The sequence below is a fragment of the Oleiphilus sp. HI0132 genome, from assembly GCF_001635845.1.
In genome coordinates, this window is sequence record NZ_LWGJ01001880.1 from 1 (window position 1) to 15,565 (window position 15,565).

General features: G+C 44.4%; 13 protein-coding genes and 4 tRNA genes. 2 read left to right on the top strand and 15 right to left on the bottom strand.

Annotated elements, in window-relative coordinates; all coding sequences use genetic code 11:
* Together A3766_RS28335 and A3766_RS28340 are read right to left on the bottom strand one after the other, a co-directional pair.
* The coding region (locus A3766_RS28335; protein ID WP_156509220.1) for a hypothetical protein at positions 1-225 on the bottom strand (225 nt) is incomplete at its 3' end.
* 93 nt (positions 226-318) lie between these two features.
* Complete coding sequence (locus A3766_RS28340; RefSeq protein WP_068634325.1) at positions 319-1,761, bottom strand: capsule assembly Wzi family protein; 1,443 nt, start codon at positions 1,759-1,761, stop codon at positions 319-321.
* Between the two features lie 553 nt (positions 1,762-2,314).
* Between A3766_RS28340 and miaB the strand changes: the two genes are divergently transcribed.
* Together miaB and A3766_RS28350 are read left to right on the top strand one after the other, a co-directional pair.
* Entirely contained in the window at positions 2,315-3,679 is a 1,365-nt protein-coding gene (gene miaB / locus A3766_RS28345; RefSeq protein ID WP_068510764.1) for a tRNA (N6-isopentenyl adenosine(37)-C2)-methylthiotransferase MiaB, read from the top strand.
* A complete protein-coding gene (locus A3766_RS28350; RefSeq protein ID WP_082865270.1) occupies positions 3,663-4,715 on the top strand; it encodes a PhoH family protein in 1,053 nt (350 codons plus the stop codon). Before miaB ends, A3766_RS28350 begins: the two co-directional genes overlap by 17 nt.
* Positions 4,716-4,900: 185 nt before the next feature.
* Here the strand turns inward: A3766_RS28350 and A3766_RS28355 are convergent, their stop codons facing one another.
* From A3766_RS28355 to A3766_RS28420, 13 genes are all read right to left on the bottom strand, one after another.
* The gene (locus A3766_RS28355; RefSeq protein WP_068634575.1) at positions 4,901-6,205 is read right to left on the bottom strand and encodes a TRAP transporter large permease; all 1,305 of its coding nucleotides are present in this window, start codon (positions 6,203-6,205) and stop codon (positions 4,901-4,903) included.
* On the bottom strand, positions 6,202-6,609 hold the full coding sequence (locus tag A3766_RS28360) for a TRAP transporter small permease (protein WP_082865269.1): 408 nt from the start codon (positions 6,607-6,609) through the stop codon (positions 6,202-6,204). Before A3766_RS28360 ends, A3766_RS28355 begins: the two co-directional genes overlap by 4 nt.
* 121 nt (positions 6,610-6,730) lie before the next feature.
* Positions 6,731-7,198, bottom strand: coding sequence for an EAL domain-containing protein (locus A3766_RS28370; RefSeq protein ID WP_068553721.1), 468 nt, complete (start codon positions 7,196-7,198; stop codon positions 6,731-6,733).
* 62 nt (positions 7,199-7,260) lie between these two features.
* Positions 7,261-7,704, bottom strand: coding sequence for a response regulator (locus A3766_RS28375; protein ID WP_068634577.1), 444 nt, complete (start codon positions 7,702-7,704; stop codon positions 7,261-7,263).
* Positions 7,705-7,889: 185 nt separating this feature from the next.
* Positions 7,890-8,165 carry a nucleoid-associated protein HU-beta gene (gene hupB, locus A3766_RS28380; protein WP_068506893.1) on the bottom strand — a complete coding sequence of 92 codons (276 nt, stop codon included), beginning with the start codon at positions 8,163-8,165 and terminating at the stop codon, positions 7,890-7,892.
* Positions 8,166-8,430: 265 nt separating this feature from the next.
* Positions 8,431-10,812: an endopeptidase La gene (gene lon, locus A3766_RS28385; RefSeq protein WP_068554104.1), complete on the bottom strand. Its 2,382-nt coding sequence runs from the start codon at positions 10,810-10,812 to the stop codon at positions 8,431-8,433.
* A gap of 243 nt (positions 10,813-11,055) precedes the next feature.
* Positions 11,056-12,339 carry an ATP-dependent Clp protease ATP-binding subunit ClpX gene (gene clpX / locus A3766_RS28390; protein ID WP_068506896.1) on the bottom strand — a complete coding sequence of 428 codons (1,284 nt, stop codon included), beginning with the start codon at positions 12,337-12,339 and terminating at the stop codon, positions 11,056-11,058.
* A 149-nt stretch (positions 12,340-12,488) separates the two neighbouring features.
* A complete protein-coding gene (clpP, locus tag A3766_RS28395; protein WP_304438895.1) occupies positions 12,489-13,130 on the bottom strand; it encodes an ATP-dependent Clp endopeptidase proteolytic subunit ClpP in 642 nt (213 codons plus the stop codon).
* Positions 13,131-13,347: 217 nt separating this feature from the next.
* Entirely contained in the window at positions 13,348-14,655 is a 1,308-nt protein-coding gene (gene tig, locus A3766_RS28400) for a trigger factor (protein ID WP_068506898.1), read from the bottom strand.
* Positions 14,656-15,041: 386 nt separating this feature from the next.
* Positions 15,042-15,126 (bottom strand) — tRNA-Leu (locus tag A3766_RS28405).
* A gap of 65 nt (positions 15,127-15,191) precedes the next feature.
* Positions 15,192-15,267, bottom strand: a tRNA-His gene (locus A3766_RS28410).
* 28 nt (positions 15,268-15,295) lie between these two features.
* Positions 15,296-15,372 (bottom strand) — tRNA-Arg (locus tag A3766_RS28415).
* Between the two features lie 59 nt (positions 15,373-15,431).
* Positions 15,432-15,508 (bottom strand) — tRNA-Pro (locus A3766_RS28420).
* Positions 15,509-15,565 lie beyond the last annotated feature (57 nt).

Here is a 15,565-nt window from a genome sequence, read left to right on the forward strand (position 1 = left end):
TTCACCTTTCAAGCCAGCAAATTCACCTTTAAGGCTTGCCACACTATCGGTCACTTCATTTAATTTTTCATCTAAATGATTGATATGATTATATTGCGACTTAAGCAGCAGTGTATTGATATCTTCACTACTTAGGCCCTCACCGTTTGAGAAGCGGGTTTCAATCTCTTCGAGTTTGGGCTGTATCATTTGAATTAGCATATCGTCCACTTTTGTTTTATCCATTCTCTTATCCTCCTTGATAATCATTGGTAAAAGCCTTGTCGTTAGACTAAGCGAATAATAGCATGACAGGCCTGCTTTTACACTTCACAAGCCCTAGTATCGATACTCCCATGAGACCGAAGCAGCTAAGCGCTCTACATACGTAAACGCTGTATCAACGTCTTTACTTAGGTAAGTCAGCCCTGCTTTGAAACGGCCATCAAAGATGAAACACTGGTGATAAAATTCCGCCATATAAAGTGATTGAGCACTCAGAGAAACCCCATTTCCTCTGACGCCACCATCTTCATTTAACTGTAAATAGCTGGCACGCGCACTCCAAAGCGAACCATCACCATTTTGAAGACTCATCCCGAAGGACAAAACCTCTGAGTCATTATCAAAACTAGCACCAAGCGTACGCCCATGATAGCGATAGCCACTTTCATAAAGACTATGTTCATAGGTGGTATTATAAAATACTGTCTCAAAGCCATCCGCAATGGTATTTGCGTATTCCAACTCGTACTTTAGGAAAGCGCTATCTTCTAGTGTTTGGGAAAGTTGAACGCCCGCTTGATGGGTGCGTCGCGATGGCATATAGCCCGCTTCGTCTTCACCAATTGTTTGTGCGTGGAAGGCCGCACCCAGCGTATCAGTCAATGCAAAGCCATAACGTACATCGAAGCCAGCCAACTGATTCCCCGCTTGCTTGGCTGTATTTTCACCCTGCGAAGTAAGCGACTTCCAGAAGGTAGACAAGTCTTCATCACGCCCTTCTCCACCCCACTGCATCGCACGGGACATACCAAATTCAAGACCTTTCAACGGCCTAAAGGTAAAACGCATGCCAGTAAGTTTTGCCTCAGGTATTGTACGCTCACTTTCTAGCTGACCAATATAAGATACAAATTGCCACTCTCCTAACCAAGAAAGCAATGGTGTTTCAAAGGTTTGCCCCTGCTTGGTTCTTAAGAATACGCTCGGCACCGGCTCGGCATTATTTGTCAGGATCAAACTCGACTGAGAACCCGCGCCCCACCATTGATCGACTGCGCCAACACCCAATACCCAGTTGCCATCACGACCGCCCAGCACGCCAGCCAAATAGGAGCCATAAAAGTCTGTCTGGACGGCATCATCACCAGGGTCTGTCATGACATTAGCTTGAAGCCTGAAGGCAAAGCTTTCACTATCACCTTCCATTGTTTTATGGATCTCTCCTTTTTCTTGCTGGAAAGAACCAAAATCTCTTAATAATGGCCTAGCACTGCCCGCTGTCACTTCAAGGCTTTTTTTAATACCGGACTTAGTCTGCTTACGTAGCTCAAAGCGTAATTCTCTAATCGCAGTTTTTTGTGCTGAATTGAGCTTCGAGTGATCAGCTTCTGCTAGTGCATTTTTTACATCTGCCCACATAAGCGGCCAGGTCGTTAAAGAGATATCGATCACTTCTGCATCATTGAGTAGCTGAAGATTATTTCGAAGCCTAAGGTCACCTACATCAATCCATGGCGCAGCGTTTACCGTGGCAGCCATAACAAGAGAAAGGGACATTACAAGGGTGCTGAGAAGCTTAGATTTGATAGACACGAATTAGACTTTTTAGTGGTTGATTCTATGGCTGGGCATTATAGGGGTTTTGCACTTAAAGGTAAAAGCGAAAAGAACTTAAACCACAGAGGACACCGAGCGCTTCGCTACACAGAGGAAGAGATGGAGACACACCTAAAAAGGCTTTTATCTTTTCTCTGTTTTTATCTTTTCTCTGTGTAGGCCGCAGGCCGCTCTGTGCCCTCTGTGGTGAACCGTCTTTTGTGTTTTGATCTTTAAGGGATAAACCGAAGAACCACAGAGGACACCGGGCGCTTCGCTGCACAGAGGAAGAGATGGAGACACACCTAAAAAGGCTTTTATCTTTTCTCTGTTTTTATCTTTTCTCTGTGTAGGCCGCAGGCCTCTCTGTGCCCTCGGTGGTGAACCGTCTTTTGTGTTTTGATCTTTAAGGGCAGTCTTTAGCGACAGAAAAAACTACACCCACTGCCTGCTTAGATGTATAATCTGCCGCCTATTTTTTAAGCAACTCTTTTCGCAAGCGATTGATATTTAGATGACCGACACCACGACCAAGAAGCTTTTTATTAAAACTCACGGCTGCCAGATGAACGAGTATGATTCATCTCGCATGACAGACTTACTGCAAGACAGTCATAAAGTTGAGTTAACCGAGAACGAGAGTGATGCTGACATCATTCTTCTTAATACCTGCTCTATTCGTGAAAAAGCACAGGAAAAGGTCTTTCACCAGCTTGGTCGCTGGAAGAAGCTTAAGGAAAGCAACCCGGAACTAACTATCGGCGTTGGTGGTTGCGTTGCCAGTCAGGAAGGTGAAGCGATTCGTTCTCGCGCGCCTTTTGTAGACGTGATCTTTGGCCCACAAACGCTTCATCGCCTACCAGAGATGATCGACGCATCAAAAACAACTGATGTAGGCGTGGTCGACATCAGCTTCCCTGAAGTTGAAAAGTTTGACCACCTCCCTGCTCCCGGTATAAATGGCCCTTCTGCGTTTGTTTCAATTATGGAAGGCTGTAGCAAGTATTGTACTTTTTGTGTTGTGCCTTACACGCGAGGTGAGGAAGTTAGCCGCCCTGTTGATGACGTACTGGCAGAAATCTCCCACCTTGCTACTCAAGGTGTGCGTGAAATAAACTTACTCGGCCAAAACGTTAACGCCTACCAAGGTGAAACACACGATGGCGACATGATGGATCTTGCTGAGTTAATCACACTAACCGCAGCCATTGAAGGCATTGACCGAATTCGTTTTACAACGTCGCATCCGGTTGAGTTCAGTGACTCACTTATCGACGTTTATGCCGATACTCCTGAGCTGGTAAGCCACCTTCACCTACCTGTTCAAAGCGGCTCAGACAGAATATTGAATGCGATGAAGCGCGGCCATATGGCATTAGAGTACAAATCTAAAATTCGCCGTATACGTAAGCACCGCCCTGATATTAGTATCTCTTCAGACTTTATCATTGGCTTCCCTGGCGAAACCGAGAAAGACTTTGAAGACACCATGAAGCTGATCAATGACGTTGGCTTTGACGCTTCTTTTAGTTTTATCTATAGCGCGCGCCCGGGTACACCAGCAGCAGATTTACCTGATGAAACAAGCGAAGAAGTTAAAAAACAACGACTGCAAATTCTGCAGCAGCGCATTCTTCAACAAGCTCAAGATATTAGCCGAAAAATGGTCGGTAATACCGAACGAATTCTGGTCACAGGTTTTTCTAAGAAAGACCCCGGGGAGCTCCAAGGCCGAACCGAAAATAACCGTGTTGTGAACTTCAAAGCGAAGCAAGACCGCTCAGATAGTGCCTTGATCGGGCGCTTTATCGACGTGAAGATTACCGATGCTTACGCAAATTCATTACGTGGTGAAAGAGTCGATGAGCAAGACTACTAAAAAAGAAAAGTTAGCCAGACGGCAAGACAAGCAGCCTGACGATAAAGTCAAAACAACGAGCACTGGCTCCATCACCATCAAAGAAGTTGCACTGACGCCTTTTGATAATGACCGCCTCGCCTGTTTGTGCGGCCAATTTGATGAAAACATCAAACACCTAGAAATGCGTCTAGATGTTAAGATCAGCTATCGGGGCGCTGTTTTCAAAATACGTGGCGAAAAAGCTGAAGCATCCCAAGCGGCGCTAGAGATAATCAGACACCTATATCGAGAGACCGAGGATAATTCGAGCATTAGCCTTGAAATGGTTCACCTCTTTGTTCAGGAGTTTGGCGTTGATGCTATTTCGAGCGAGCTATCAGAAGAAGCTCGACTAATCAAAACACCTCGAAGCCAAGTTAAACCTCGCGGCGAGAACCAGTGCCAATATGTTGCTAACATTAAGCAGCATGATATTAATTTTGGCTTAGGCCCTGCTGGTACTGGCAAAACCTACCTTGCTGTTGCTTGTGCTGTAGAAGCGCTAAATAACGAAGAAGTTAAGCGCATTCTGCTCGTTCGGCCCGCAGTTGAAGCAGGAGAAAAGCTTGGCTTTCTGCCTGGCGACCTGGCTCAGAAAGTTGACCCTTACTTGCGCCCTCTCTATGACGCGCTATATGAAATGCTAGGCTTCGACCAAGTCGCCAAGCTCATGGATAAGAACATCATAGAAGTCGCACCACTCGCCTTTATGCGCGGCCGAACACTTAATAATGCTTTTATTATTTTGGACGAAAGCCAGAACACCACGCCCGAACAAATGAAGATGTTCCTGACCCGAATTGGTTTTGGCTCAACAGCCGTTATTACGGGTGACCTAACCCAAACCGACCTACCTAAACACGCGATGTCGGGCTTAGCTCAGGCTCAGCGCGTTTTGAATGGAGTAAAAGGCATCAGCAGCATCCACTTCCGCCCATCTGATGTTGTCAGACACCCTATTGTTCAACGAATTGTAGAGGCTTATAACAAGCACGATACGCAGGGAAAGGCTTAAACCACAGAGGACACCGAGCGCTTCGCTGCACAGAGGAAGGGATTAAGACACCCTAAAAACCTTTTTATCTTTTCTCGGTGTAGGCCGCAGGCCTCTCTGTGACCTCTGTGGTGAACCGTGTTTTATGTTTTGATCTTGAAGTGATAAACCGATGAACCACAGAGGACACCAAGAGTAGAGAAACTCTAATCTTTCATTTGCCCGGGCAACCACAAAGCTATTTCAGGGAAGATCAGCAGTAGTAGTACCATAACCAAACTTATTACTACAAATGGTAAGGCACCCTTAAATACAGTTGTTAAGGGTATATCCGGAGCAACGCGCTGCATTACAAATACATTGATACCGATTGGCGGCGTAATCAGCGATAGCTCAATCATCATAACGATAAAAATACCAAACCAGACCGGGTCATATCCTAAAGAGGTCACCAAAGGGAAGACAAAAGGCAAGGTGAGGATAATCATCCCAAAGGTGTCTAATACAGCCCCGAGCACCAGATACAAGAGCAATAGCGCTAACATTATCAAGAAGGACGAATCACTCCACCCGGCGATGGATTCTATCAAGAACTGAGTCACGTCAGTCTGCGCCATGAAGCGGCTAAAGAATACGCCTCCTAAGAATAACAAAAAGATGTTGCCGCTCAGCGAAACGCTTTGGCCCAAACTTTCTTTCAGAATCATTGCACTTAAGCGTCCGCGAAATAAGGCAATAACGAATACCCAAGCCAAACCAATACCCGCGGCCTCTGTTGGCGTTGCATAGCCTCCGTAAATACCACCCAAAACAATAAGCATTAGTGACAATGCCGGCAGGAGTTTTGGTAGCGCCTTGATCCGCTCTGCCACCGAGTAATGCTCACCACCGGGTGCCAGTTCGGGCTTGAGCTTACAGCGAATCATGACATATAGACCAAACATCAAAGCTAATAGAATTCCCGGAATAATACCCGCTATAAACAGGTCGCCTAGCGAGGTTTCCGTCCAGGCCGCGTAAAAGACCAAAGGGATACTCGGAGGAATAAGAATGGCGAGCACACCGGCTGCTGCGATTGAGCCAGTCGCAAGCCTTTGGTTATAGCCGTAACGACGCATCTCTGGCATCAGCATTTTGCCCATTGCTGTGACTGTTGCAACACTAGAGCCTGTGACCGCACCAAAGGTTGCTGAGCAGCTGATAGATGTGATCGCCAAGCCACCGGGAATTCGCCCGAACCAGCGGTTAAAGCAATAGAAAAGATCTTTACCCAAGCCCGTTGTTTGAGCTAAAGCTCCCATCCAAACAAATATAGGTAAGGTCACCAATACAAAGTTACTGGCGACTTCCCAACTAACCAACTGAAACTGAACGATAGCCGACTCAAAGCTCTGAAGGTAGACATTTCCAAGCAGCCCTACCGCTATCAAAGCGATAGCAATCGGTACACGTAGAGCGATTAATATAAGCAAGCAGGCCATGGCCAACAGGCCAACACTTTCAGGGTTCACGAATGCCCCTCTTTGGTTTGACTTGAATCTAGACTAGCCCATAGCAAACTCAATGATTGAAGCGTTGTCACAAGCCCGATAAAAGCCATCAAGGCATAGAAAGGCCAATAAGGTATGTCGATAGTATAAGCTTGATCTTCATAGGTATAGCTATCTATCGCGCCCAACACCGCCTGCCAAACGACAAGTAGCGAGAACAAAACCAAGAAAACATATGAAGCGCATTTTAGGGAGCGTTGCTTAGAAGCCGACAAGGCTTGGTAAAGCAGGTCAACACTCAATAATTCATGGCCCTCTATACACTTTGGAATCGCTAATAAAGAACATGCTGAGTAGCAGCAAACCCGACAATTCGTGAGCCCAAGCAATGGGAGAGGAAAATAATGAACGCAAAATAACGTCACTAATTACAAGTAAGACCAGTGACGGCAGAACAAACAAGGTGTTAAGACCGTTTAAGAAATTAACGAGTTTTTTTAAGATTTGGTCAAGCATAGAATGGAAGCGACGGAGGGTTCACGCTTATTAGCTTGACTCTTGATCAGGTAAGGGGCCAGGCATCACGATGCCAAATCCTTGAGCAAAGTCTATTCCAATTTCTCTTAGCGCTTCGCAAGTCGCATCATCCTCAACAAACTCTGCGATCGTCTCTAGACCCGCTGCGTGCGCTATCATATTGCACGACTCCACAATCCCTCTATCAATACTGTCGCTCAACATATTCTTAACAAAGCTCCCATCAATCTTCAGGAAGTCGACAGGAATCGTTTTAAGATAAGAAAAAGAGCTCAAACCAACACCAAAATCATCTAGCGCAAACTTAAAGCCTAGCCCTCTAATTTCATTAATAAACTCTACCGCATCAACCAGGTTATCGATTGCAGAGGTTTCTGTAATTTCAAAACAAATTCTCTGAGGCAGCAGGTCATATTCTTTTTGCCAGATCTTGATATCATCAAAAAATGACTGATCACTCAAGGTTGAACCTGACATCGTCTTCGGAGTCATCGACGATTAATATTCGTATAATCTTACCTTCCACTAAATGCATATAGCTACCTTGATACCGGAGAAAGGTTAATGTCTAACCAATAATTCCGAAGTGCTGAGATATTGTCTTTAAATTCATTTATATCAAAAGACTTTTGAATATAGCTGTTTGCGCCGGCCCGATAACTTTCCTGAACATCTCTCTCTTCATCGGAGGAGGTTAGGATGACAACAGGTAGGCATTGAGTGTCCGGGTTGTGACGAAGCTCTTTCAACACATCCAGACCATGAACTTTTGGCAAATTCAAATCGAGGAAAACCACCCTTATCTCAGGGTCGAACTGCTGGCCAGCGTACTGCCGCTTTCCACACAGGTAATCAATCGCCTCTTGCCCATCCCTAACAATGACAACATCTTTCTGCTCTACGCCCGCTTTTTTAAGCGCAAACAAAGCCAACTCTTCTTCACCTGCATTATCTTCTACTAACAATATCTTTGCCGTACTCAAAGCGAACATCCTCCTTTTGCTTATCCTTTAAGTTTAGCCCCATATTAGATTTATGCCAGGTACTGTCAAAACACCCCAAATCATTCCGACTCACTTAGCAATTCACGAATTACAGGCACAAAAAAAGCCGCTAAGAGCGGCTTTTTTCTAACTTACTAAAGTAAGCCGATTCAACAAACAGCTTACTAGCCGTTTACTGCATCCTTTAGGCCTTTACCAGCTTTAAAGCTAGGAATCTTGGCAGCAGCGATTTGAATTTCTGCACCAGTCTGTGGGTTACGACCAGTTCTTGCTGCACGATCTTTCACAGAGAAGGTACCAAAACCAATCAACGTTACCTGATCACCTTCTTTAAGTGCATTTGTAACTGATTCTACAACCGCGTCGATAGCACGACCAGCGGCTGCTTTAGAAATGTCTGCAGATTCTGCAATTGCATCAATTAGTTCAGACTTATTCACACTAAACCCCTTTTGAGATAACTGTAAACATACGAGACTTTCGCAGAATGCTGCAAGGTAATCTCTGTATATAATTTATAATGATGTGCTTTTTGATTCTTAGAAATCTTACACTTTTAAAAACATTCGTCAATTGTATCTTTGATACTCAAAAAGACAACTAACAAATATCACATGACAGGTCGGAGCCCCCTAAATTACTGCTGCCTGACGTCAGACTGTTTTATACCAACTGAGCGAAAGCCCTGTCAAGCAGCCTGAGCGCCTAATGTGTATTTATTCTCTCAGAAGCCTCATCTTTCACCTCTGAACCTTCTTTTTCGGACTTTTGCAGCATTTTTTCCTTGTGTTCATCACTTTCGGGAGAATACGCCAAAGCGCGCTCTAAAACTTCGTCAATCCACTTAACCGGTACAATTTCGAGGTCTGCTTTAATATTATCCGGAATTTCCTTCAAGTCTTTTTCATTTTCTTGAGGAATTAGAACTAGTTTTATTCCACCTCTATGTGCCGCTAATAACTTTTCTTTCAAGCCACCAATAGCAAGGACCTGACCACGCAAGGTTATTTCACCTGTCATCGCAACGTCTGCACGAACTGGAATGCCAGTAAATGAGGAAACCATTGCCGTGCACATTGCGATACCCGCACTCGGCCCATCTTTTGGCGTCGCACCTTCAGGAACATGGACATGAATATCATGCTTTTCATGAAAGTTGTCATCGATATAAAAGCCGCCAGCTCGACTTCTTACAACAGTCATAGCAGCTTGTATTGACTCCAGCATTACATCACCCAAAGACCCCGTCCGAACAACCTTACCTTTACCCGGCACAGTACTACATTCAATTGACAACAACTCGCCGCCAACCTGCGTCCATGCCAGACCAGTAACCTGCCCTACCCGGTCCTTTTCATCAGCCATGCCGTAACTAAATTTGCGCACACCTAAGTACTGATCGATATTTTTGCTATCTACGGTAATCTCAATAGCCTCTTTAGACTCTAGAATTTCCTTCACTACCTTGCGACAAACTTTAGCAAGCTCTCGCTCCAGCCCTCGAACACCCGCTTCTTTGGTGTAATAACGAATCACATCTCTTATTGCATCTTCGGCAATAGCGAGCTCACCTTTTTTCAGGCCATTATCTTTGATCTGTTTCGGGATCAGGTATTTTTGCGCGATATTGATCTTTTCATCTTCGGTGTAACCCGGAATACGGATAACCTCCATACGATCAAGCAAGGCCGGAGGGATGTTCATTGAGTTTGAGGTACAGACAAACATAACATCGGACAAATCATAATCTACTTCTAGATAGTGATCATTAAAGGTATGATTTTGTTCTGGATCTAACACCTCAAGCAAAGCCGAAGCCGGGTCACCACGATGATCAGCACCCAATTTATCGATTTCATCAAACAAGAACAGCGGGTTCTTCACTTCGACTTTAGAAAGCTTCTGAATCAGTTTACCTGGCATTGAACCGATATAAGTTCGGCGATGACCACGAATCTCTGCTTCATCACGCACACCACCCAGTGCAACACGGGTATATTTTCGGTTTGTTGCCTTCGCAATAGATTGCCCCAAGGAGGTTTTACCTACACCAGGAGGCCCAACCAAGCACAATACCGGCCCTTTAAGCTTCTTAACCCGGCTCTGTACCGCTAAATATTCGATAATGCGGTCTTTGACCTCTTCTAGGCCATAGTGGTCTGCATCAAGAATTTCTCTTGCCTTAACGATATCGTGTCGAACTTTACTTTTCTTCTTCCAGGGAAGATTTACAAGCCACTCAACATAGCCTCGCACAACTGATGCCTCTGAAGACATCGGTGACATCATCTTCAACTTCTTAAGCTCTGCTTCAGCCTTCTTCTTGGCCTCTGCACTCATGCCAACCGTTTGAATTTTGTTTTCCAGCTCTTCGAACTCGTTACCACCTTCGTTGATCGCTCCCATTTCTTTCTGGATAGCTTTCATTTGCTCATTCAGGTAGTACTCGCGCTGACTCTTTTCCATTTGCTTCTTAACACGACCACGAATGCGCTTCTCGACCTGAATCAGATCAAGCTCGCCTTCGATAACAGCTAACAACATTTCTGCACGCTGCCCGACATTCAACTCTTCCAGAACATCCTGCTTATCGGCTATTTTGAGTTCCAAATGAGCAGCAACGGTATCGATCAACCTAATAGGGTCAGAAATATTCGTTAACGACGAGACGATTTCAGCAGGAATTTTTTTACTCACCTTACTCAGCTTTTCAAACTGAGACATTAAGGTTTGCACAAGCCCCTGAAACTCAGACTGCTCTGGGTGAGACTCTTCCAGCTCACTCGTTTTTGCTGACAAGAACTCTTCTGAAGCAACCCGATCAACACTGACTCGGTACTCACCTTCGATCAGCACTTTAACCGTACCATCGGGCAGCTTTAACATTTGCAATATATTTGCAACCGTACCAACGGAATATAATTCATCGATTGACGGATCGTCTTCGATGGCAGTTTTTTGTGTGAGTAAGAGAAGCTTCTTGTCAGAAGCCATGGCCGCTTCAAGCGCCATAATAGACTTTTCTCTACCAACGAAAAGAGGAATCACCATATGCGGAAAGACAACGACATCCCTCAAGGGCAACATGGGGATATGGCCTTCCGGCGCAGTTATCACGATATCTTTTTCAACGCTTTCTGATTCCGTGCTTTTATCTTGATCAGACATACAATTCCTCAATCACAAATAGATGCTTTGACTCATAAGTGGGGCTATATTTTTTAAATACAAGACAAACCGGGCGAGAATATTAGAACTTTTCCATATCAGCCAGGTAAAAAAAAACCATGCCCACCTTCATGGACATGGTTTTATCGATTTTAGTCGAACTTAGCTGTCAGGCAAGGCTTTTGCCTGTTCACCATTATCGTAGATCTTGATCGGTTCAGACTCACCATTGATGGTATTTTCATCAATAACAACCTTGCTTATGCCCGACTCGGATGGAATGTGATACATAGTATCGAGTAAAACATTCTCCAAAATCGACCTTAAGCCACGAGCACCAGTCTTTCTTTCCATTGCCTTATTGGCAACAGCACGAAGCGCCTCTTCCCTAAAATCAATTTCAACGCCTTCCATTTCAAAAAGCTTTTGATATTGCTTAGAGAGCGAGTTCTTAGGCTCTGTCAAAATTTGCATTAACGCAGCTTCATCAAGCTCGTTTAGCGTTGCAATCACCGGCAAACGACCAACAAACTCAGGAATCAAACCATACTTAACCAAGTCTTCGGTTTCGACTTCTTTTAGCGTCTCACCAACCTTACGCTCTGCATCCTTACTCTTAACCGATGCACCAAAGCCAATTCCACTCTTCTCAGAACGATCAGCAATAACCTTATCCAGGCCTGCAAAGGCACCGCCACAGATAAACAGCATATTAGTTGTATCAACCTGCAAGAATTCTTGCTGAGGATGCTTACGTCCACCCTGAGGAGGAACCGAAGCAACCGTACCTTCGATCAACTTAAGCAAAGCCTGTTGCACACCTTCACCTGACACATCTCGTGTAATTGAAGGGTTATCAGACTTACGAGAAATCTTGTCGATTTCATCAATATAAACAATTCCGCGCTGCGCTTTCTCTACGTCGTAATCGCACTTTTGCAGAAGCTTCTGAATAATGTTCTCGACGTCTTCACCAACGTAACCGGCTTCTGTCAGCGTGGTTGCATCAGCAATCGTAAATGGAACATTCAATAAGCGCGCTAGCGTCTCGGCCAATAGCGTTTTACCACTACCCGTTGGGCCAATCAGCAAGATATTACTCTTGCCCAGCTCAATATCAGACTTAGCATTGTCGAACTTCAGACGCTTATAATGGTTATAAACAGCAACAGAAAGAACTACTTTAGCTCTCTCCTGCCCAATCACATAGTCGTCAAGCGTTTCTTTAATTTCTTGCGGTACAGGTAGTCTATCACTAGCTTCCTCAGAAGCTGTCTCCTGCACCTCTTCACGAATAATATCGTTACAGAGGTCTACACATTCATCACAGATAAAGACAGATGGGCCTGCAATCAGTTTTCTCACTTCATGCTGACTTTTGCCACAAAAGGAGCAGTAAAGTAATTTACCGTTATCTCCGCCCTTACCGTTTTTTTCATCGGTCATCAGATTTCCTACTTACTGTACAAAGCGCCTCTTCGAACGCCTGCGCGCAATGAAGCGGCTCTTACCGCTGCGCGATATTCATTTAATCGCCTGAGAAGTCCTATTCGAGCAGCTTAAGCTCTATCTTCCCAGGCAAGTGCCCCTCACTACTACTCTGCCGACGGACGCTTTTCAATCACTGAGTCAATTAAACCATATTCTACTGCCTCAGCACCATCCATAAAATTGTCACGATCTGTATCTTGAGCAACTTCTTCGATATCACGGCCTGTATGTTCAGCCATAATTTTATTCAGCTTATCACGAATCGTTAGAATTTCTTTAGTATGAATCTCAATATCAGTCGCCTGCCCCTGATAACCACCTAAAGGTTGGTGAATCATCATTCGCGAATGAGGAAGACAATGACGCTTACCTTGAGCACCACCCGTCAACAACAATGCGCCCATACTACACGCCTGACCAATACATAACGTAGAAACATCCGGCTTGATAAACTGCATTGTGTCATAGATAGACATACCCGCAGTAACTGAGCCACCAGGTGAATTGATGTAGAGGTGAATATCTTTGTCAGGATTCTCAGATTCCAAAAACAACAGCTGAGCAACAACAAGGTTAGCCATGTGATCTTCAACCTGACCAACCATAAAAATAACGCGCTCTTTTAGTAGACGCGAATAGATATCGAAAGATCGCTCTCCTCGTGCAGTTTGCTCTATAACCATTGGCACGAGACCACTATTAGTAATAATGCCTGAGCCTTGTCCCATATTGTCTTGGAAATTCATACGTATCTTTCTTCCTCTGCTTGGCCTGCTACAAGTATTGATGTGTCGACCTAGGTATCTTTTTTTGATATCTACGACAAGTCATATTGAATATGCAGTCTTTATTTTTCGTCGCTTTAAATTAAAAGCAGCCAGTATTTAACTGGCTGTTTAAAGTGTAGCTGAAAAAAATTAGAGATTCAGATTTTCATCCGAATATTTCTTTTTTTTAAGCTTCTTATTGCTGAGCTGCTGCTGGCTTAACCGCATCTTCGTAGGACATCTTAACTTTTTTGCCCTTCGCTTTTGACTTAACTAACTCAACTACTGCGTCTTCTACAATAACTGCTTCAACCTGCGCGCGGTTTTCCTTTTGGTTATAGAACTCTACAACCTCAGCTGGCGTTTCATAAGTACCGGCAATTTCCTGGATCTTGGCATCAACTGCTTCAGCATCTGGCGTAATTTCGTTTTCCTTAACCACTGCCGCAAACAACAAACCAGTTTTAACACGCTGAGTCGCTTGATCTTTAAATAGCTCAGAAGGCAACTGAGAAACATCTAACTGCTGACCACCACCAAACTGCTGCAAGGCCTCTTGCTTCATTCGGTTAATTTCTTCTTCAACCATAGACGCTGGAACGTCGATATCGTTTGCTTCAGACATGCCTTCAACAACTTGCTGCTTCAGCTTATTGCTTACTGCATTTTCAAGCTCACGTTCCATATTCTTAATTACTTCTGCTCTGAAGTCTTCTTCAGTTTTGCAGTCTACGCCGTATTTACCGAAGAACTCTTCATCCATTTCAGGAAGCACAGTATCTTCAACAACTTTAACGTCTACCTCAAACTTAACATCTTTACCTGCCAACTCTTCGTTCGCATAGTCTTCAGGGAAAGTCAGCTCTAAAGTCACTGACTCACCAGCTTTTGAACCGATCAGACCGTCTTCAAAGCCAGCAATCATTTGACCGGCACCCAAAGTGATCTTCTGGTCTTTACCTGTGCCGCCCTGGAACGCTTCACCATCCATATAACCAACGTAATCAAGCGTCAACAAGTCTTTCTTCTTAGACTTACGCTTTACTGACTTAAGTGTGCCATGCTGACGACGAAGCGTATCAATCATGTTCTTGATATCTTTTTCTTTAATTTCAGCAACTGGCGTTTCTAACTTAAGCCCAGACAAGTCAGCCAATTCGATTTCTGGATACACTTCAAAAATCGCAATAAACTCTAGATCCTTACCTTCTTCAACTGTCTTAGGCTCAAAACGAGGATAACCAACCGGGTTAACTTTCTCTTGAGTCAACGCTTGAACGTAAGAGTTACGCATTACTTCGCCAATCACTTCTTGACGTACGCCTTGTCCATAACGCTTTTTAACAACCTTAACTGGCACCTTTCCTGGTCTAAAACCGTTGATACGTGCTGTTTTAGCCGTCTTCTGAAGGCGCTCCTCGACTTCTCGCTCGATCTGATCAGCAGGTACACCAATCGTCATTCGGCGCTCTATGGAAGACGTGGATTCAACAGAAACTTGCATGGACATTCCTCAATTATATATAACGTGTTTGCTCGAAGACCTAACACCACTACCAATCTGCGTACGCGCGCTTAAAGCACCTATATACATGATTGAAAGACAGTCTAGTGATCGAATCGATCTAGACAGTGTATCAGCCATTAAAATTATTGGGGGCGAATATTAAGATCACTACCTGAATATATCAAGCACTTTAATCGGCTTAAGAGTGCTTAATCGATGAAAAACATCAAAAACGCAAAATAATTCACAGGAAAGCGTAATAAACTAGAAAAGATTTATATTCAGATTATTCGTTATATATAAATGTAACCAAGGAAGAGAACAAACAGCAGATATTTTATTGCGGTAAAATACTGCTTTTTTAGAAACACCAAGATTTGACTTGGTGCGAAAGGAGAGACTCGAACTCTCACGCCGCAAGACACTAGAACCTAAATCTAGCGCGTCTACCAATTCCGCCACTTTCGCATCGTCAATTTTTTCGTATTCTAACCAACTTGCAACCCGTTGTAAATCAACAATTTGCAAAAAGTTGGGGTGGACGAAGGGGTTCGAACCCTCGACCGCCGGAATCACAATCCGGAGCTCTACCAACTGAGCTACGCCCACCATTACCTGGCTTCTACCACTTAATAAATGGCGCGCCCGATAGGATTCGAACCTATGGCCTACGGCTTAGAAGGCCGTTGCTCTATCCAGCTGAGCTACGGGCGCTCGAATCCTTTTCTCTAAAAACCCTATTACACAAACAACATGAAACAAGATCTTTAAAATGGTCGGGGTAGAGAGATTCGAACTCCCGACATCCTGCTCCCAAAGCAGGCGCGCTACCAGACTGCGCTATACCCCGATCATACTTAAATCAGCTAACAACTCCTATTCACAAGCACTGCATGATGGAGTTAAT